Raw genomic sequence first — 19,747 nt, forward strand, 5'->3', positions numbered from 1 at the left:
AGATCCACCCATGACTTCGACCACCGAATCCCGCCCGGCCGCCGAGAACCGTTCCGACGTGCTGAACCTCGACGGGCTGCTCACCGCCGCCGAACTCGAACTGCGCGACACAGTCCGGGGCTTCGTCGATGCCCGGATCCGCCCGAACATCGCCGCCTGGTACGAGAACGCGCACTTCCCCGTCGAGATTGCGCGCGAAATGGGAGACCTCGGTCTGCTCGGCATGCATCTGGAAGGCTACGGGTGCCCCGGCCGCACCGCCGTCGAATACGGCATCGCCGCCATGGAACTCGAGGCCGGGGACTCCGGACTGCGGACCTTCGTCTCCGTCCAGGGCTCCCTGGCCATGTCGGCCATCCACAAGTGGGGTTCCGAGGAGCAGAAGAACACCTACCTGCCCGGAATGGCGGCCGGCGACATCATCGGCTGCTTCGGGCTGACCGAACCGACGGCCGGTTCCGACCCGTCCTCGATGGCCACGACCGCCACCGAACAACCCGACGGTTCCTGGACCCTCACCGGGGCCAAGCGCTGGATCGGCCTGGCCTCGATCGCGCAGATCGCCGTCATCTGGGCCATGACCGAGGCAGGGGTGCGTGGGTTCCTGGTCCCCACCGACACCGAGGGTTTCACCGCCACCGTCATCGAGCCCAAGCTCTCCATGCGTGCCTCCATCCAGTGCGACATCACCCTCACCGACGTCCACCTCCCTGCCACCGCGGTCCTGCCCGGGGCGAAAGGGTTGCGTGGGCCGTTCTCCTGCCTGAACGAGGCCCGCTACGGGATTATCTGGGGCGTCATGGGAGCCGCCCGCGACTCCTACGAGGCGGCCCTGGCGTACTCGAAGGAGCGGATGCAGTTCGACAAGCCGCTGGCCGCCTACCAGATCACCCAGCAGAAGCTGGTGGACATGCTCCTGGAGATCCAGAAGGGCACCATGCTGGCCATCCACACCGGACGGCTCAAGGACGCCGGCACCCTGGAGCCCGTCCAGATCTCGGTGGGCAAGCTCAACAACTGCCGCGAGGCCATCCAGATATGCCGCGACGCGCGTGCCATGCTCGGCGGCAACGGAATCACGCTGGACCATTCACCGCTTCGCCACGCGAACAATCTGGAATCCGTGCGCACCTACGAGGGCACCGACGAGGTCCACACCCTCATCCTCGGGAACCACATCACCGGCACCCCCGCGTTCCGGTAGGGCGCGAGCATGGACATCGAAAACCTGTTGGTCATCGGTTCCGGGGCCATGGGCTCCCAAATCGGGCTCGTCGGCGCACTGGCCGGATACGACACCACCATCCAAGACGTCAGCGGCACGGCCTTGGACAAGGTCCGGGCAGGATTGCGGGACCGCATGGAACGCAACGTCGAGAAGAATCGGACGCCCCGCGAGGAAGCCGATGCCGCCTGGCAGCGGATCCGCTTCTCCACGGACCTCTCAGCCGTCGCACCGCGAGCGGACCTGGTCATCGAGGCCGCCACCGAGAACCTGGACACAAAGAGGATGATCTTCGCCGATCTCGGACGCCTCACCCGGTCCGAGGCGATCCTGGCGACTAACTCGTCATCGATCGGCTCATCCCAGGTCGCCGCGGCCACGGGCCGGCCGGACAAGGTCTGCAACATGCACTTCTTCAACCCCGCATTGGTCATGAAATGCGTTGAGGTGGTCCGCCACGCGGCGACTTCGCAGGACACCATCGACACCGTGCTCGAGGTGGCGCGGGCCATGGGCAAGTCCCCGGTGCTGATCAACCGGGAGATCCCGGGGTTCGTCGCAAACCGGCTCATGGGCGCAATCCGTGACGAGGCCTTGCGGCTGCGTGCCGACGGGATCGCCAGCTTCGAGGACATCGACACCGCTGCCAGGTCCGCACTAGGTCACCCGATGGGCCCGTTCGAGCTCATGGACCTCGTCGGCCTGGACGTCAGCTACCAGATCCGCCAGTCCACCTTCGATGAGACCGGCGATCCCGCCGACCTTCCGCATCCGGATCTGGCGGCGATGTATGAACGCGGCGACTTCGGGAGGAAGACTGGCAAGGGCTGGTACGACTACTCCGGCAAGGCCTGAACGAGCGGACCGGATGCGATCTACGCTGCCCGCACTCCTCCATACCATTGGTCAAGTGCCTAACCAATGGTATGCAGCTGGGTTACTATCGGTTTCGGTCGCCGGGCCACTATTGGGCGCCAGAGGAGACGTCCAATCTGCGCAGCGTTTCCTCCATGACGGCGCGACGGATTTCAGGTCCATAGAATTTCAGGACCACATCCAAAAGGTACTCCGCATTTCGAGCAATCAGTTCCACCTCGACGGGATTGAACTGTTCAACATTTGCCGAGGTGCCGGCCTGAACTGGTGGTGGCCCGAAACTGGGGACGGCGCTGCCGTTTGACCGCGCGAGTGCAAGAGGCGTAACAGTGGCTTTGTCCGCGGATACCTGCTCAGCCGAATCGGCAGCATGGTCCATTCCGGGTTGGCTGGAAGCCGCCTCGACTTCCGGCTGTATTGAAGGGGCATCGACCGGAGACCCTTCGTCAATCGTCGGACCAGCGGAGTTTTGAGGCTCTTCCGAGGGCTTGCTGACCTCCGGATCATCAATGTACGTGATCTCAGAAAATGCTCCCCGGAGGATCTGCGGAATCTCCCCCGCAGGAGCGATGACATCCAACCTCGACGTGGTTCGCGTCAAGGCAATGTAGAGAAGACGCGCCCCATTGTCCTGGTCCATAATCGCTTGAGGCTCGACCACCACGACGGCGTCGAACTCCAGGCCTTTCGAGTCCTCGGGAGTTACCAGATTGATGGACGAACCGAGCTGCCCTTCGCTCGAGTCGCTCCACTTGAGTTCGGCTTCGGTGAACGCATTCTGGATTTGCTCCCACGTCTCCTTCGGCGCAATCACACCGACGAATCGACCCTTGGAACTGTGATGGCTAGCCACCCTGGCCACCTCACGCGCCATTTGTCCGCTGACGACATCGAAGAGCATGGGATCCGCATTGGCGCGTCGAACAATTGTCGGCGCCGTAATCCCGGGGGCCGCCAGCGGCAACAATTTGGCCGCCACCTCAAAGACTTCCTTGGGCACGCGGTAGCCGTGCTGCAATTCCTCGACCTCTGCAGGCAAGCGCGATTTTAAAGCCTCGACGACGTCGTCCCAGCTATCCCGGGCGAAGGGCCCTGTCGACTGTGCGACGTCTCCAACGAGCGTCATTGACCCGCGTCGCGAGCGACGCCGTAGGGCGAAAAGCTGCATAGGAGTCAGGTCCTGCGCTTCATCGACGACGATGTGCCCCCACAGGGATTCGACTTCGGACATGTAGCCTTCGGCCTCGTCAATCAGCGCCAAATCCGCCAAGGTCCACGGCTCATCCGATACTCGATCCGCGGCACCGCGATAGAGCAGCTCGATCTGATCCGCCGACAGATATTCCGCTGCTGCGGACCGGATGCGTTGTTTCGAACCCAGCAATTCCCGCACGAATTGCGCTGGCGACAGCCGCGGCCACATACGGTCCACGGCAGCATCAACTGAGGCGGGGTCCATAACTTGGGCCGCCGGAATACCAGAACGCAACCCGGCTGCTGCTGCACAATGTGTGAGCAACCGGGCCTTGAGCTCCTCTCGCCCTCTGCCATACGGTTCTGAGCGAAGTTCCTTGATGTCCGGAGCCACTGTCTCACGCTGAATAGTCACGGTGGCAGCCGAGTTCCGACGGTTAATGCGCAGTGGTGAAGTCGGTACTTTAATTCGGTCGTCCAGCCCTCGAGCGATGACATCTGCCATGTCAGCCAGCCCCTTGACCCGTGCGACATTGGCCGGTTCGGTCGCCCTGACGCGGAGTTCCCCGGCTAGGAGTTCGTGGATGGAGGTCTGCCGCACCCGCTGGTCGCCGAGGGCCGGGAGCACCTGTTGGATATATTTGGTGAAGGCGGGGTTCGGGCCCACCACCAGCATGTCGTCAGCAGGCAGTTCGTCGCTGTACGTGTACAGCAACCAAGAAGCGCGGTGAAGCGCGACCGCCGTTTTTCCCGTGCCCGGGCCGCCCTGGACGACGAGCAGTTGATCCTTGGGCCGACGCATCAGACGATCCTGCGACGCCTGGATCGTGCGAACGATGTCCTGCATCTTGCCAGTACGGGACGTAGCGAGGCTGTGCAGCAAGGCGTCGTCGGCTCGGATCTCGTCATCGAGGCTCTCTATCGCCGCAGCAATTTGCTTAAAGACCTTGTCGGAGAATGAATCGACATGGTTGCGCGTGGTACGAAAGTCGCGTTTGCGCAACAGACCCAATTGATCAGCTGTAGTGGCTTGGTAGTATTTCTTGGCCATGGGCGACTTCCAGCTGATAACCAGTTTGTCGCGCCCTTCGTCGCTAATGGCGACCTTGCCAACGTAGTAGCGGTCCCCGTCCTCGAGGTCCATTCGCCCGAATGCCACCGGTTCGCCGTCCGCCAGCCGCTCTTTCGAGTCAACATGCTTCTTCATGGCACGGCGTTCAGGTCCGGTCCCAACGTTCCACTTACTCGGGCTGTCGTAGGCCAAGGATGAGTCATAGCCCACTCTTGCCTTATCGAAATGCGCTTGCTCGGTGGCGAGCTCTTCGGCATATCCGTTCTCGACCATCATTCCCCCCGGACCCCAGTGAGAACGCCATTCGCGTGGGCTCTCATTTTTTGTGATTGAGAACACCATATGTGGTGTTTCGGACAGTTCGGTCCTTCGCCAAGCGAATGTTTCATTTCTCTTTCTTCGAATTGGTTTGCACTCGGCAGCGCGAACGCCAACGTCGCCGCACCAGCGCCGGGCAACTGAATAAACTACGGCGCCGGTGCCCCTCCCCAAGAAAGGGCACCGGCGTCGTGCCGACTGGTGCAGCCTGGTGTCGGCCCTACTTCGAGACGGATTCGCTGACGTCGCGGTCCTCGACGCTGGTCCCGGCACGGAAAGTTGGGGCGGCCCGGCGCTCGTCCTGGACCTTGGCATCGTGCAGGGTATGCAGGGCGGCGTGCTGCGGGTTGAGCCGGCGGACCGCGTAGCCGAAGTCGACGGCGATGAACCAGACCGGGGTGAACAGCAACGCGGAGAGCGTGTCCGGCTGGGTGGTCAAGGCCCAGAGGGTGATGGCGAAGAAGCCGAGCACCACATAGGGCATGAACGTCCGGCCGGGCATCTTGAACTTGCTGGCCGCGTGTAGGTGCGGGCGGCGGCTGCGGATGACCAGGTAGCTGACGAGGATGATCGACCAGACGAACATGAAGCACAGCGCGGAAATGGTCGTGACCAGGGTGAAGGCCTCGGCCACGCCGCCCTCGGCGTAGAGCAAAGCGACGCCGGCGAGCAGGAACGTGCAGGAGAACAGCAGGGCGTTGCGCGGGACCTTGGTGCGGGAGAGCCGGGCGAACCGCTGCTGCGCACCGCCCTCGCGCGCCAGCCCGTGGATCATCCGGGAGGTCGCGTAGATGCCGGATGTGGCACCCGAGGTCGCCGAGATAGGCACCATTTGGGCCGGAGCGTGCCGCGGTACGGCTGCCGGCGGGGAAAAGCGCCAACTGGCGCTCCGCATCCAGCATGAAAGATGACTCCTAGGTCGGGTTATGCCGCTTGGCCTAACCCGGGAGCCCATCGATGACAACCGCTTTTTTGGAACCAACCGCAGGACGCGCGTCGCGACTATCGGACCACATGAACAGTTCCTTCCCCGACAGTAAGTGCTGCTTTCGGCAACCCTTGCCACCGGTTAGGCACCTATCCAATGACAGGGAGTCCGCTTACCACTGGTTAGTCACGCCTCGGGCGTCGCCTGCACCAAAGGCGTCACCGTCGCCAAAACCACCTCGACGCCGGCGAGGTAGAACGGTTCCAGCTGTTCCTCGGTCGCCGAATCGTCGGTGACCAGGGTCCATCCCTCGGGCAGTTTTGCCCACGCGTGGAAGGGAGCGGCCCCGAGCTTGGAGGCGTCCGCCAGCACCACGACCTCGTGGGCCTGCCGGCACATCATCTCCTTCAGCCGTGTCTGCTGCAGGTCCGCCTCGCAGATCGAGTCCACGGCGACGCCGTCCGCCCCAAGAAACACGCGGTCAAACGTCATGCGCTCCAGGGCGGCCTCGGCCAGGGGGCCGACGAAGCCCTGGCTGGGATGGCGGAGGGTGCCTCCGAGGCACTCGACGTGGATGGCGTCGGCCTCGGCCAGCTCCTCGAGCACGGCCAGCGACGTGGTGGCGACGGTGAGCGAGATGTCGTGTTGGAGCTCGGTAGCCAGCGCCGCGACCGAGGAGCCGGCGTCGAGGAGGATGGATTCGCCGTCGTGCACCAGGGTCCGGGCCAGGCGGGCCATGGCGCGCTTGGCGGCGGCTGCCTCCTGGTTGCGTTGACGGAACGTGGATTCCCCGCCGTTGCCGGTCAGCGCCATGGCGCCGCCGTAGGTGCGGGCGATCTTGCCCTCGCCGGTCAGCCGGGCGAGGTCGCGGCGGATCGTGGAGGCGGTGACGTCGAAGCGGACCGAGAGTTCCTCGACGCTGGTCAAGCCGCTGGTGTGGGCCAGGAGCACGATGTCGTCCCTGCGCTGGCGTGCACCGATGGGCATGGTTACTCCTGTTCCGCGCCGGCCCGGCATCAGTGGACCGGGCTCGGCGAAAGGTTGGTGGCCTGTCGTCAAGCTGTACAACCCGGACCACGAAGGTCATCGACCGATTCTCCGCCGACCTTCGTGACCAGTTTCCGGAGGCCAGGGCCTTTTTTTGCCGCAACCCCGCATGCACGCGAGCAATTGCCCGGGGTCTGCGATGCCGACGCAATGGTGCAAGGGCCGCTTGCACCATTGCCCCGGCGCTACTCCCCCGCAACCCCCGCTACATGAAGTCGTTCGCGGCAGCTTGCCCCGATCCCAAAGTGTTGCAACAGCCCGTTGCAATATTGCCGTGGGGACACAATGCCGTTCTGCTGGACAAACTCGATGCTGCCGACACGCAGACTTGGCATGCCTCCCACGCAGCCAGAGGAAGACTGGCCCAGGAGCAAGCTCGTCCACCAGATCGAGGCGGAGCTCGCGAATGCGCCCGTCGACCCGAGCGACGGCCGTTCGACCTGATGCGAGCGGCTTGCTGGGTGTTCCAGGCTCACGGTCGCGACGTTGCCTGCACGCTCGGAAGAATCATCGCTGGCATGATGACCGCGCTCCTCGTTGGCGGCACGGCCATTGAGAGGAGCGCCAGCATGAGATAGCCACAACGGCGGGGCCATCTTCAATGGGAGGCGGCCCCGCCGTCGTCATCAACTGCGCCCAGGCGCGCGGGCGCCTGCGCTACTTCAAGACGGACTCGCGGTCCTCGGCATCCGTTGCCGCACCCCCGGCCCTGAAGACCGCAGCGGCCTGGCGCTCGTCGAGGACCTTGGCTCGCTGCAGGGTGCGCAGCACAACGTGTTGCTGAATGTGGAGCCTCACCGCGTAACCGATGCCCACGGCGATGAACCGGAGCGGGTAAAGAACAGGGCGTCCGGCGTGTCCGGCTGGGTGGTCAGCGTTCACAGGATGAAGCGAAGAAGTCCAGGACGACGTAGGGCATGAAGGACCCGCCGGGTATCTTCAACTTCCTGCCGCGTGCAGGTCCGGCATCCGGGCACCGCCGCGGCCACGGCCGGCGCGGCTGTCGAGGGAGGATTCACTGCCGTGGTCCCGTGGCCGCCGGCTGATCCCGTGCTGGCCCCGGTACAGGCCGGGCTATAACCTGAAGCCGATGGCAGATGTACAGAAGCGCAGGCAGAACCGGACGGACCCGGCGGTCCGTGTAGACCAGCTGGGGCGGGCCGAGCTGCTGGCCGCCCGGATGGACCGGCCGATGGGCGTGCTGGGCATCATCTTTGTTTTTGTGGTGCTGGCGCAGCTGCTGGCCGACGACGCCCGAATGCTGGCCGTCCTGGAAGTTGCCGCCTGGTTCTTCTGGGGCATCTTCGTGGTCGAGTTCCTGCTGCGCTCTTTCATCGCCCGTTTCCAGTGGGCATTTTGGAAACGGAACTGGTGGCAGGTGCTGTTCCTGCTGGTGCCGTTCCTGCGGTTCTTCCGGGCCCTGCAGGCGCTGCGGTTCTGGAGGGTGGCCCGGCTCGGCCGGATCGGCAGCATCCTCTCCGCGGGGGTGCGCGGCTCCCGTTCGGCTGGCCGCCTGCTCTCCACCCGGATCGGATGGCTGGTGGCGGTCACCGCCGTCGTCATTCTGGTGGCCAGCCAGCTGCTCTACCTCAACGAGTCATATCCCAGTTACGCCGGGGCGCTGCACGACGCCGCCATGTCCACCATCACTGGAAGCGAGCTCGGTGTCGACGGCGTCTTCGCCAGTCTGCTGGAAGTAGCGCTTGCCGTCTACTCCGTCGCCGTGTTCGCCACCCTCGCCGGTTCCATCGGTGCGTTTTTCCTGGGCAGCCAGGAGCGGCCCTGACGCCTCAGGCCTCGGCCAGCCGTCATGACTAGTCACCGTTGGCTTTTGTCCTTGGGTGCACCGCTCGGGCGGGCGTAGTTTGGTTTCAGGACCCGCACCCCTCGGGGCGACCGCCGTCGTTCCCGCATGTGGTCGACCTGGAAGGTTGAACATGAGCATTCCCGACATCTTCGCCACCCTCGATGCGCAGCTCGACTGGCAGCGCGATCTCTACAAGGACCTGCACCGGCATCCGGAACTGAGCTCCGAGGAGAACCGCACCGCCGAGCGCATCGAGTCCGAACTCGCCGGCATCGGCTATGCGGTCCAGCGGATCGGCGGCACCGGAGTGGTCGGCGTGCTGGAGAACGGCACCGGCGCCACCGTCCTCTCGCGGGCCGACATCGATGCCCTGCCGGTCACCGAGGACACCGGCCTGGACTACTCCTCCGAAAACGACGGCGTCATGCACGCCTGCGGGCACGACATGCACATTGCCTGCCTGCTCGGGGCCGCGAAGCTGCTGGCCGAGCACCAGGACGCCTGGTCCGGCACGCACATCGCCCTGTTCCAGCCGGCCGAGGAGACCGCAGCCGGGGCCCAGGCCATGATCGACGACGGCCTGGTCACCAAGGTGCCCAAGCCCGACGTCGCCTTCGGCCAGCACGTGATGACCACCGAGGCCGGGGCGGTCGGCACCACCGCCGGGCCGGTGCTCTCCGCCGGCGATTCGCTGAAGATCACCGTGTACGGGCGCGGGGCGCACGGGTCGATGCCGCACAACTCCGTCGACCCGGTGGTCCTCGCAGCATCCATCGTGCTGCGCCTGCAGACCATCGTGTCGCGGGAGATCGAGCCCGGGCACTTCGCCGTCGTCACCATCGGCGCCTCCAACGCCGGGACAAAGTCCAACATCATCCCCGACCGGGCCGAGCTGCTGCTGAACCTGCGCACCTACGACGAGGGAATCCGCACGCACATCATGGAGTCCATCGCACGGATCGTCCGCGGCGAATGCGCCACCGCCGGATCGCCGAAGGACCCCGAGTTCGAGTACTACGACCAGTTCCCGCTGACCGACAACGACGCCGATACCAATGCCCGGGTCACCGAGGCGTTCGCCGCGCACTTCGGCGCGGACCGGGTCTCCCACACTGCGCCCTACACCGCCTCGGAGGACTTCAGCCGCGTCCCCGACGCCTTCGGGACCCCGTACGCGTACTGGACCGTGGGCTGCGTGCCGACCGACGTCTACCAGAAGGCCGTAACCGCCGGGACGGTTTCGAAGGACATCCCGGCCAACCATTCGCCCTGCTTCGCCCCGGCGATCGATCCGACGCTCGCGGTCGGGACGCAGACCCAGGCCGTCGCCGCGCTGGCCTACCTGGCCCCGGCTGGCGGCGCGGGACGGTGAGCGCCGCGCCGATGGCGGCCGCCGCCGGGCTGGAAGCCCACCGACAAGTGGCTGCTGGGCATCGTCCTGGCAGTCATCAACTTCTGGCTCTTCGCCCAGACCCTGCTCAACGTCATCCTCGGGGTCCAAGGCCAGCTCGGTCGAGCGACGCAACCCACATGACGTCAGCGCGTCTCCGACGCGGCAGCTTTGACCTGGGTCACGGTGCGCTGCTGGAATGAAGCCAACCGCGCGCGACTGCCCGGTGAACCGCACGGCAGGCAACGAGGACCCATGACCACCACGCACAGCACCACCACGATCATCGACGCTCTGGAGACGGCGCTGCCCGGCCACGTGGACACGGATCCGGCCCTGCTGGACTCCATGACCGTCGACCGCTCGGGGCACCGCTCCCCCGGCACGCCGCTGGCGGTCGTCAACGCCGCCACCATCGAGGACGTCCAGGCCGCGTGCCGCCTCGCCTCCGAATTCCAGGTTCCGCTGGTCACGCGCGGCGCCGGGACGGGATTGGCCGGCGGGGCCATTGCGAGCCCCGGGGAAATCGTGCTGTCCCTGACCGGGATGAACCGGATCCTGGAGGTCTCCCCCGAAAACCGTCTCGCCGTCGTCGAACCGGGAATCCTCAACGGCGCCCTCAACCGAGCGCTGGCCGGCCACGGCCTGTGGTGGGCGCCCGACCCGGCGAGCAAGGACATCTCCACGGTGGGCGGCAACATCGCGATGAACGCCGGGGGGCTGTTGTGTGCGAAGTACGGGGTGACCCGGGAGGCGGTGCTCGCGCTGAAGGTGGTCCTCGCGGACGGCCGGCTCATCACCGTCGGGCACCGCACGGTCAAGGGGGTCACCGGGTTCGACGTCTGCGCGCTGATGATCGGTTCCGAGGGCACTCTGGGCATCATCGTCGAGGCCACGCTCAAGCTGCTGCCCCTCGTCGAGGGCGAGGTCGCCACTGTCGGCGGGTTCTTCGGCTCCGTCGAAGACGCGGCCGCCGCCTCCTCCGCCGTGACCGCGCACGGGCTCGTCCCCTCCATCATGGAGCTGATGGACGGGCACACGATCACTGCCATGGAGCGGCACGCCGGTACTGCGGTGTTCGGCGGGGCCGGTGCCTTCCTGCTGGTGCAGTGCGACGGGCCCGACGCCCGGGCTACCGCCGAGCGTGTGGCGGAACTGGCCGTCGCCGCCGGCGGACGGGTGGAGGTCACCACGGATCCGGTCGAAGCGAACCGACTCGTGGGCCTACGGCGCAATGCGTTCCCGGCACTCGAGGCCATGGGAACGATGCTGGTGGAGGACATGGCCGTGCCCCGAGACCGGATGGCCGACGCGTTCGCCGAGATCCGGCGCATCGAGGACAAGTACGACGTCGTCATCCCCACCACCTGCCACGCCGGGGACGGGAACCTGCACCCCAGCTTCGTCTACACCGGCGACGAGGTCCCGGAGAAGGTCTGGGCCGCGGCCGGGGAGATGTTCCATACCGCGCTCGACCTCGGCGGAACGCTCTCCGGAGAGCACGGCATCGGGTTGCTGAAGCGCACATGGCTCCGCGACGAACTCGGCGATGACCAGTACGAGCTGCAGCTCGGGATCAAGCAGCTCTTCGATCCGCTGGGCATCCTGAACCCCGGGAAGGTGTTCGTCCCGGAAAGCTGAAGGGGGACGTCCAAGACTGCCCACGCACTAGATTTGCACTTGACGTACGTCAGGTACGCAGCCAGATTGGATGCATGGGCACCCTTCCCGGGCCGCGTCCGGTCACCTATTCACAAGCTCGTGTCGGCTTGAAATCGATCCTCGATTCCTCGGCACACGGCGGCATCACGGAGATTTCCAGTGGCGACCGCCGCGCCGCCGTCGTGGATTCGGCGCGCCTGCGCGACTATCTCCGGAATGCAGTTTCGTTTCCGGTCACCGTCCATCGCGAAGACAACGCCTATGTACTGCTATCCCAGGGGCAATCATTTGCGGCGGAGGCCACGACCATTGACGAAGCCGTCGACCTCCTAGTAGACGACTTGGTCGACTATGCGCAGGAGTGGCCCGCCCACTATTCATCGGCTTCGAACCATGCACACAATTGGGGACTCGTCCAGCTGGTGGCTCTTTCCACCCGTGACGAGCTACGTGCATTTTTGGTAGACGCGGCGTCATGAGCAAGTTCCCGGCTGTTTTGGGCATCGCCGAAGCCGGGGCACCGCCGTCGTACTCTGTCCTTGCCCGGCACACGGAATAGGAACCATCGCGACCGGGTTGGACATGGGTGTGAAGAACATCGGATTCCTGTCCTTCGGCCACTGGACCGACCACCCCCAGTCCGCCACGCGCAACGCCTCGGACGCGCTGCTGCAGGCGATCGATCTCTCGGTCGCGGCCGAGGAGCTCGGCGCGGACGGGGCGTATTTCCGGGTCCACCATTTCGCCCAGCAATACGCCTCCCCGTTCCCGCTGCTGGCGGCGATCGGCGCGCGGACCAGCCGGATCGAAATCGGCACCGGCGTGATCGACATGCGCTACGAGAACCCGCTCTACATGGCGGAGGACGCCGGTGCGGCCGACCTCATTTCGGGCGGCCGGCTGCAGCTGGGCATCAGCCGAGGTTCACCCGAACAGGTCGTCGACGGGTGGCGCCACTTCGGCTTCTCCCCCGCCGACGGCGAATCGGACGCCGACATGGGCCGCCGCCACACCGAACGCCTGCTCGAGGTGCTCACCGGCGAGGGGTTCGCGCAGCCGAGCCCTCGCCCGATGTTCCCGAACCCTCCGGGCCTGCTGCGGGTCGAGCCCCATTCTGAGGGCCTGCGCGAGCGGATCTGGTGGGGCTCCGGATCGAACGCCACGGCGGTCTGGGCGGCGAGGCTCGGCATGAACCTGCAGAGTTCCACGCTCAAGGACGACGAGTCCGGCAAGCCGTTCCACGTCCAGCAGGCGGAGCAGATCGAGCTCTACCGGCAGGCGTGGAAGGAGGCCGGGCACCAGCGGGAGCCGCGCGTCTCGGTCAGCCGCAGCATCTTCGCCCTGACGGACGAACGCGACTGGCAGTACTTCGGCCGCGACCGCTACAGCTCCGACCAGGTGGGCAACATCGATGAGAAGACCCGCGCGGTCTTCGGCCGCTCGTATGCGGGAGCCCCGGACGAGTTGGTGGCGAAGCTGGCCGAGGACGAGGCGATCGCCGCAGCGGATACCCTGCTGCTCACGGTCCCGAACCAGCTCGGCGTCGACTACAACGCCCACGTCATCGAGGCGATCCTGGAGCATGTGGCACCGGAGCTCGGCTGGCGCTGAGGCACAGGCGCCGGCCGGGGCCGCCGACGAACCCCGGTGGGGCCAGCGGTGGCCCCGCCACGTGCAACCCTCCATACTGCGTTTGCCGAAGCCCTTTGGGCTCGGACCTGATACGTTGACAAGACATATGACCGGCATCACCCGGCCTCCACCGCACCCCGGCAGCGTCTCACTCGCACCGCCGGCCACCGTTGGGTCTCTCCGGGCAAACCGGCCTTACTAGTCCATCTAGGAGGGAGAGGACTCATGGGTTCCCTGGTTCTCATGATCATCGGCCTGGCCATCATGGCCACCGGCTACCTGGTCTACTCGAAATTTCTCGCGCGCAAGGTCTACAAGCTCAACGATGCGTTCGTCACGCCTGCGCACGAGTTGAAGGACGGCGTCGACTACGTGCCGACGAACAAGTTCATCCTGTGGGGCCACCATTTCACCTCGGTTGCAGGTGCCGCCCCGATCGTCGGACCCGCAATCGCCGTCATCTGGGGCTGGCTTCCGGCCTTGCTCTGGGTCACCCTCGGAACCGTCTTCTTCGCAGGAATGCATGACTTCGGCACATTGTGGGCCTCGGCACGCAACAAGGGCCGCTCCATCGGAGCCCTCTCCGCCCGCTACATCGGCAAGCGCGGCGCCAACCTGTTCCTGGTCGTCATCTTCCTGGTACTGCTCATGGTGATCGCGGCATTCGCCGTCGTGATCAAGAACCTCCTGATCAGCACGCCGGGCGCGGTCATTCCGGTATGGGGTGCCATCGTCGTCGCCCTCCTGGTGGGCGTGGCTGTCTACCGGATGCGCTGGCCGCTGCTTCCCGTGACCGTCGTCGGCGTCGTCGTGCTCTATGCGCTCATCGTGGTCGGCGACCAGGTCCCGGTGGTCCTGCCCGAGTCGCTGCTCGGCATGTCCCCGGCCACCGTCTGGATCGTCGCCCTGTTCGTCTATGGTGCGATCGCATCGCTTCTGCCCGTGTGGGTGCTGCTGCAGCCGCGCGACTACATCAACGGCGTCCAGCTGTTCGTCGGGCTGATCCTGCTCTTCGGTTCAGTCCTGCTGGCCGCACTGTTCTCCGCGACTCCCCCAAACATCGTGGCACCGGCGATCAACATGGACGTCCCGGCGGGGACCCCGAGCATGATCCCGCTGTTGTTCGTGACCATTGCCTGCGGCGCCATCTCGGGCTTCCACGGCATGGTCGCCTCGGGGACCTCGTCGAAGCAACTCGACAAGGAGACCGATGCTCGCTTCGTCGGCTACTTCGGTGCCGTCGGCGAAGGGCTGCTGTCGCTGGGCACCATCCTCGCCGTCATCGGCGGTTTCAAGTCCGTGGCCGAATGGGACAAGATCTACAGCGAGTTCGGATCCGCCGGAGTCAACGCCTTCGTGCAGGGCGGCGGGACATTGATGCAGAACGGCATCGGCCTGCCAGCCTCCTTGAGCGCCACGGTCCTGGCGACGATGGCGGTGCTGTTCGCCGCCACCACCATGGACACCGGCATGCGGTTGCTGCGCTTCGTCATCCAGGAAGCCGGCGAGGCCGTCAAGCTGAAGATCGGCAAGTTCCCCGCGACGCTCCTGGTCGTGATACTCGGCTTGGGCCTGACCTTCTCGCAGGGCCTGGGCGGCGAAGGCGGCCTGCGCATCTGGCCGCTCTTCGGCACCACGAACCAGCTGATGGCCTCCTTGAGCCTGTCCATCATCGCCGTCATCCTGATCCGCAAGGGCCGCAATCCCATTGCCGCGGTGATCCCGCTGGTGATCATCTTCGTCATGGCCTTCTGGGCGGCGCTGGAACAGCTCGGCAGCTTCGCCGATCCCGGCAATCCCGACTGGATGCTGTTCTCGCTGGACGTCATCATCATCGTGGCCAGCGTGTGGGTTGGCGTCGAAGCGGTTCTGGCCATGCGCAGGGCCTGGAACGAGGAACCCGAACATGAGAATGCCGACGCCGAGCAGAGCGCAGTCCGGGAAGACCTCTGACGGTGGGAACTTCGGCCACAGTCCGGCGCCGGGAGCGGTTCTCCCGGCGCTGGTCGGCGTTCCGTGAGGGCATGCTGGAGTTCTACGTGGGTCCGTACCGCCAGATGTTCAAGAAGGAGCAGCAGGACGAGGACGACCTGTTCATGATCGCCGTCCTCGGCGAGGCCCTGGGCGTGCCGGATCCTGCCGCCTACTACACGGCCGAACTCATGCCCGCCGTCTGGGAGGACTTCCACGCATGGCACCGCCGCATGGGCATCCCCCGCTCTCCCCTGGACCACATCGCATGTTGCTGAAACTCGCGGACGAGCGCAGGGTCCTCTTCGTCGGCGGCAAGGGCGGGGTCGGCAAGACCTCAGTGGCCTCGGCCCTGGCTTTGGCCCGTGCCCGGGACAACGGGCGCGTACTGCTCGTGTCCACCGACCCAGCCCACAACCTCGGCCACTTGTGGGATGTGGCGCTGTCCGACGCTGCTACACGCGTCTTCGCCGCACCCGAGGGCTTCGTCGACGCCGTCGAGATCGATCCGGTCAGCACCATCGAGCGCCACTTCGCCGCGGTGGGCGCGACCATGAGGAAACTCCTGCCCGAGCGGCTGCACCGCTCCGCCAACCAGCACCTCGAATTGGCCAAAACGGCGCCGGGCAGCCATGAGTCGGCCGTGCTCGAGCGGATTGCCGAGCTCATCGACGACAGTATCGACGCCTACGACCTCGTGGTATTCGATACTGCGCCCTCGGGGCACACCCTGCACCTGCTCAGCCTGCCCGAGCAGTTGTCGGGGTGGACCGAATCGCTGCTGGCCAGCCGCTCGAGGTCGGAACGATTCGCCGCAGCGGCCCGGGGACTTGTCGGCGCCGAGGACCCGGAAGCAGCAGCTGACTCCGAGTTGCGGCGCACCTTGGTCTCCCGACGCGACCGGTTCTCACGCATGCGCGACACGGTGACAGATGCCACCGCCACGGGCTTCGTGGTCGTGACCACCGCCGAGAAGATGCCGGTCGCCGAATCCGCCGACATCGTCCGGCAGCTCCGGGCCCTGGGCATCGACGTGTCCGCCGTCGTCGTGAACCGCCGCTCCCCGTCCGACGCCGGGCCATTCCTCGCGGAACGCCGCCAACACGAGGATGCCGGCCTGCAGTTGCTGCGCCAGCACGTCTCCGACGTGCCGATGGCCGAGCTGCCATTGCTCGTCCGGGACATGACGGGGGTAGCGGCGGTGGAGGAGCTCGCTGCATTGCTCGCCGTGGCGTAGGAGTACGCCCCCTCGGGTTGTCCCGCCGGCCAGACGTGGAGGACCGGAACACCCTGGCTGTGCCCACGGCAGCCAGCGCACCGCCGTCGTCCCCGGACCCCAGCGTGACGGCGATCCGGGGCACCACTTGTTAGCCGCGTCATACTCCCCGTATAGTGTCTTGCAGATGGCGTGTTCGATAATCGAATGTTGAGTTCTAATATAGAACACGCATGAACGACCAGCACACAGCGAAGTGAGGACCCACCGTGCAGTTCCACCACCACGGATACGTTTCAGGCGACCCGCGCGTCCAGCCGGTAGCCGGCGTCGGCATCGACCGCCCCGAGGAGCTGCCCGAGGAGGTCGACGTGCTCATCGTCGGCTCTGGACCGGCCGGCATGCTCACCGCCGCCCAGCTCTCCCAGTTCCCCGACATCACCACCCGCCTGGTCGAACGCCGCGGCGGCCGCCTGGAGATCGGCCAGGCCGATGGCATCCAGGCCCGCTCCGTCGAGACGTTCCAGGCCTTCGGGTTCGCCGAGGCCATCACCTCCGAGGCCTACTGGATCACCGAGATGGCCTTCTGGCGCCCGGACACCGAGAACCCCACGCACATCGTGCGCGGCGGCCGCGCCAAGGACGACGAGACCGGCATCAGCGAGTTCAAGCACCTGATCGTCAACCAGGCCCGCGTGCTGGACTACTTCGCCGAGGTCGCCCGCAACTCCCCCACCCGCCTGGTCCCGGACTATGGCTGGGACTTCCAGGGCCTGGAGGTCACCGACGAAGGCGACTACCCGGTCACGGTCACCCTGGTCCGCAGCGCCGGTCCCGACGAGGGCGCCACCAAGACGGTCCACGCGAAGTACGTCGTCGGCTGCGACGGGGCCCGCTCCAAGGTCCGCGCCTCCATCGGCTGCACCATGGCCGGCGACCAGGCCAACCATGCCTGGGGCGTCATGGACGTGCTCGCCCGAACCGACTTCCCCGACATCCGCACCAAGTGCGCCATCCAGTCGCACGACGGCGGATCCATCCTGCTCATCCCCCGCGAGGGCGGGCACCTCTTCCGCATGTACGTCGACCTCGGCGTCGTGCCGGAGAACGACAACGGCCAGGTCCGCAAGACCACCATCGAGCAGATCATCGCCAAGGCCAACGCCATCATGAACCCCTACACCGTGGACGTGCGCAACGTCGCCTGGCACAGCGTCTACGAGGTCGGACACCGCCTGACCGACCGCTTCGACGACGTCCTGCCCGAAAACGTCGGCACCCAGACGCCGCGCGTGTTCATCACCGGCGATGCCTGCCACACCCACTCCGCCAAGGCCGGCCAGGGCATGAACGTGTCCATGCAGGACGGGTTCAACATCGGCTGGAAGCTCGCCCACGTCCTCGAGGGCCGCAGCCCCGAGGAGCTGCTCTCCACCTACTCGGCCGAACGCCAGGTAGTGGCCAAGAACCTCATCGACTTCGACAAGGAATGGTCCACGATGATGGCCAAGAAGCCCGAGGAGTTCGACAGCCCCTCGGACCTCGAGGACTTCTACGTGGACACCGCCGAGTTCCCGGCCGGCTTCATGACCGAGTATGCCCCCTCGCTGATCACCGGCGAGGCCACCCACCAGGACCTGGCCACCGGCTTCCCGGTCGGCAAGCGCTTCAAGTCCGCCCTGGCCTCCCGCGTCTGCGACACCAACCCGCTGCAGCTGGGCCACCAGGCCACCGCCGACGGCCGCTGGCGCATCTACGTCTTCGCCGACCCGGCACCGGCCGGCACCGCCTCCCCCACCACGGACCTGGCCGCATGGCTCGCCACCGCACCGGACTCACCGCTCACCGCCACCCCAGAGGGGTACGACGACGATGCCTGGTTCGATCTGAAGGTCATCTACCAGCAGCCCCACGAGGAGATCGACATCAACGCGGTCCCCGCCGTGTTCCGCCCCGAGGTCGGCCCGTTCAAGCTGACCAACCTCGAGAAGGTCTACGGCATCGTTCCCGGCGCCGACATCTTCGATCAGCGCGGTCTGAGCCGGGACGGCGTCGTGGTCATCGTCCGCCCGGACCAGTACGTGGCCAACGTCCTGCCGCTGACCGCGACCGATGAGCTCGCGGCCTTCTTCGCCCCGCTGCTGCACGCCAACCAGGCGCAGAAGGCGTAGCAGCCCGCGGGGCACGGGCCCGCCAGCGGAACGGCGCCGGATCCCCTCGGGGGTCCGGCGCCGTTCCGCTGACGGAACTTATGTCTGGCCGCTGCTACTTTCTGGCCGTTACACGGCGTCCTGCCAGCCGGTTCCCTCCGCGTACCGGGCCGTCAGGGTGCCCGCACCGGGCTGCAGGGAATCCGCGGAGTCGTCATACAGCTTGGCATGCCGGGCCCTGCTGTTGGGCAGGATCGATTCGGTCGCCTGCTGGGCCTCCGGCAGCGACGCCCCGAACACCTCGGTGCGCACGGGCAGGCTGTCGGTGTGGACCACGTCCGCATCGGTCTCGGTCAGCGGGATCGTTTCGCCGCGCTGCTCGTCGTTGACGGGGAACTCGAAGCCGTCCTCCTCCGAGCCGGCCGGGACGGTGTACTCCAGGTAATAGGACACGGTGGACCTCCTTTCAGCGCTGGTCGGCCTCCAGCTCGTCGCGTGCGGCCGCGAGTTCGTCGAAGGCGATGACCCACTCCCGTCCCTTGTCGGACAGCTGGCCGTTGCCATCGGCGTCGCTCTGCGCGATCTCCGCGCGGTACTCGGCGGCAGCCATCCGCTCGGTATCGGTGGCCAATTGCACCGCCTGTTCAAGATCGGCTCTATCCATGCCTCCAGCGTGCCACGGCGGTTTTCGACTGCATAGGCTACCGGTCGGCCAGCAGCTGGTCGCATGTCACCAGCCGCACCATCGGGGACAGCAGTCCCATCAGCTCCACGGCCCCGTCATGCGCAGCATCGTCCTGCCCGGCACAGGCGTCGGTGACCACGGTGACGAACCGGCCCGCGTCAACGGCTGCCAGCGCCGTGGACAGCACGCAGCAGTCGGTGGCGACGCCGGTGAGGATGAGTTCTCCGCCGACCGGAACGAGTCCGGCCATCGCCGTGCCCCACTTCCCGAACGTGGGAAGATCCAGGGTGGCACCGCCGTCGTACCCGGGAAGCACCATGCCCCACACGGCGTCCTCGGGTGGCAACCGCATCTGGTCCCAGCGGTCGTAGTAGGCGCCCCACGATCCCGGCTCGGCCGGATCCGGGACGAAGCGGGTGAACAGCGGGTCGCCGAAGAGCGGGAGGAGCCGGTCGATCCGGGTGGCGGCCTCGTCGTAGCGGGGCACGTGCCATTGCCCCGGCCGGCGGAAAGCCTCCTGCATGTCGATCACGACCAGCCGCGCGGTGCCGCTGCCCCGCAGGACCACCACGGT

Annotated in this window: 17 protein-coding genes; 11 read left to right on the forward strand and 6 right to left on the reverse strand. The window is 66.2% G+C overall.

Features of this window, described 5'->3' with window-relative positions; genetic code table 11:
* The first annotated feature begins 10 nt into the window (after positions 1-10).
* The gene (locus AB8M85_RS10330; RefSeq protein WP_372698728.1) at positions 11-1,204 is read left to right on the forward strand and encodes an acyl-CoA dehydrogenase family protein; all 1,194 of its coding nucleotides are present in this window, start codon (positions 11-13) and stop codon (positions 1,202-1,204) included.
* 9 nt (positions 1,205-1,213) lie between these two features.
* Positions 1,214-2,080 carry a 3-hydroxyacyl-CoA dehydrogenase family protein gene (locus AB8M85_RS10335; protein ID WP_372698729.1) on the forward strand — a complete coding sequence of 289 codons (867 nt, stop codon included), beginning with the start codon at positions 1,214-1,216 and terminating at the stop codon, positions 2,078-2,080.
* 109 nt (positions 2,081-2,189) lie between these two features.
* Here the strand turns inward: AB8M85_RS10335 and AB8M85_RS10340 are convergent, their stop codons facing one another.
* From AB8M85_RS10340 to AB8M85_RS10350, 3 genes are all read right to left on the reverse strand, one after another.
* Positions 2,190-4,643, reverse strand: coding sequence for an AAA family ATPase (locus AB8M85_RS10340; protein ID WP_372698730.1), 2,454 nt, complete (start codon positions 4,641-4,643; stop codon positions 2,190-2,192).
* 262 nt (positions 4,644-4,905) lie between these two features.
* Positions 4,906-5,517: an amino acid permease gene (locus tag AB8M85_RS10345; RefSeq protein WP_372698731.1), complete on the reverse strand. Its 612-nt coding sequence runs from the start codon at positions 5,515-5,517 to the stop codon at positions 4,906-4,908.
* A 282-nt stretch (positions 5,518-5,799) separates the two neighbouring features.
* The gene (locus tag AB8M85_RS10350; RefSeq protein WP_372698732.1) at positions 5,800-6,600 is read right to left on the reverse strand and encodes a DeoR/GlpR family DNA-binding transcription regulator; all 801 of its coding nucleotides are present in this window, start codon (positions 6,598-6,600) and stop codon (positions 5,800-5,802) included.
* Positions 6,601-7,750: 1,150 nt separating this feature from the next.
* Here AB8M85_RS10350 and AB8M85_RS10355 point away from each other — a divergent pair.
* The 9 genes from AB8M85_RS10355 to AB8M85_RS10395 all read left to right on the forward strand — a co-directional run bounded on the left by AB8M85_RS10355 (position 7,751) and on the right by AB8M85_RS10395 (position 18,509).
* The gene (locus AB8M85_RS10355; RefSeq protein WP_372698733.1) at positions 7,751-8,446 is read left to right on the forward strand and encodes a hypothetical protein; all 696 of its coding nucleotides are present in this window, start codon (positions 7,751-7,753) and stop codon (positions 8,444-8,446) included.
* 151 nt (positions 8,447-8,597) lie between these two features.
* Positions 8,598-9,839, forward strand: coding sequence for an amidohydrolase (locus AB8M85_RS10360; RefSeq protein ID WP_372698734.1), 1,242 nt, complete (start codon positions 8,598-8,600; stop codon positions 9,837-9,839).
* A gap of 273 nt (positions 9,840-10,112) precedes the next feature.
* Positions 10,113-11,498, forward strand: a complete 1,386-nt coding sequence (locus tag AB8M85_RS10365) for an FAD-binding oxidoreductase (protein ID WP_372698735.1) — start codon at positions 10,113-10,115, stop codon at positions 11,496-11,498.
* 74 nt (positions 11,499-11,572) lie between these two features.
* Positions 11,573-11,998, forward strand: a complete 426-nt coding sequence (locus tag AB8M85_RS10370; protein ID WP_372698736.1) for a hypothetical protein — start codon at positions 11,573-11,575, stop codon at positions 11,996-11,998.
* Between the two features lie 109 nt (positions 11,999-12,107).
* Positions 12,108-13,130: an LLM class flavin-dependent oxidoreductase gene (locus AB8M85_RS10375; protein WP_372698737.1), complete on the forward strand. Its 1,023-nt coding sequence runs from the start codon at positions 12,108-12,110 to the stop codon at positions 13,128-13,130.
* A gap of 246 nt (positions 13,131-13,376) precedes the next feature.
* Positions 13,377-15,104, forward strand: coding sequence for a carbon starvation protein A (locus AB8M85_RS10380; protein ID WP_372698738.1), 1,728 nt, complete (start codon positions 13,377-13,379; stop codon positions 15,102-15,104).
* A gap of 71 nt (positions 15,105-15,175) precedes the next feature.
* A complete protein-coding gene (locus AB8M85_RS10385) occupies positions 15,176-15,400 on the forward strand; it encodes a cory-CC-star protein (RefSeq protein ID WP_372698739.1) in 225 nt (74 codons plus the stop codon).
* Positions 15,391-16,359, forward strand: coding sequence for an ArsA family ATPase (locus tag AB8M85_RS10390; RefSeq protein ID WP_372698740.1), 969 nt, complete (start codon positions 15,391-15,393; stop codon positions 16,357-16,359). The genes AB8M85_RS10385 and AB8M85_RS10390 overlap by 10 nt, the downstream gene beginning before the upstream one ends.
* Positions 16,360-16,607: 248 nt before the next feature.
* Positions 16,608-18,509 (forward strand): FAD-binding monooxygenase, encoded by a 1,902-nt coding sequence (locus AB8M85_RS10395; RefSeq protein WP_372698741.1) that lies wholly within the window; start codon positions 16,608-16,610, stop codon positions 18,507-18,509.
* 108 nt (positions 18,510-18,617) lie between these two features.
* Here AB8M85_RS10395 and AB8M85_RS10400 read toward each other — a convergent pair whose 3' ends face one another.
* Genes AB8M85_RS10400 through AB8M85_RS10410 form a run of 3 tightly spaced genes read right to left on the reverse strand, consistent with a single transcriptional unit; the run spans position 18,618 to position 19,744 of the window.
* Entirely contained in the window at positions 18,618-18,941 is a 324-nt protein-coding gene (locus tag AB8M85_RS10400; protein ID WP_372698742.1) for a hypothetical protein, read from the reverse strand.
* A 13-nt stretch (positions 18,942-18,954) separates the two neighbouring features.
* Complete coding sequence (locus AB8M85_RS10405) at positions 18,955-19,152, reverse strand: hypothetical protein (RefSeq protein WP_372698743.1); 198 nt, start codon at positions 19,150-19,152, stop codon at positions 18,955-18,957.
* Between the two features lie 37 nt (positions 19,153-19,189).
* Complete coding sequence (locus AB8M85_RS10410; protein WP_372698744.1) at positions 19,190-19,744, reverse strand: cysteine hydrolase family protein; 555 nt, start codon at positions 19,742-19,744, stop codon at positions 19,190-19,192.
* Positions 19,745-19,747: the final 3 nt, after the last annotated feature.

It is taken from the genome of Arthrobacter sp. JSM 101049 (assembly GCF_041679245.1).
Classification (GTDB): domain Bacteria; phylum Actinomycetota; class Actinomycetes; order Actinomycetales; family Micrococcaceae; genus Arthrobacter_H.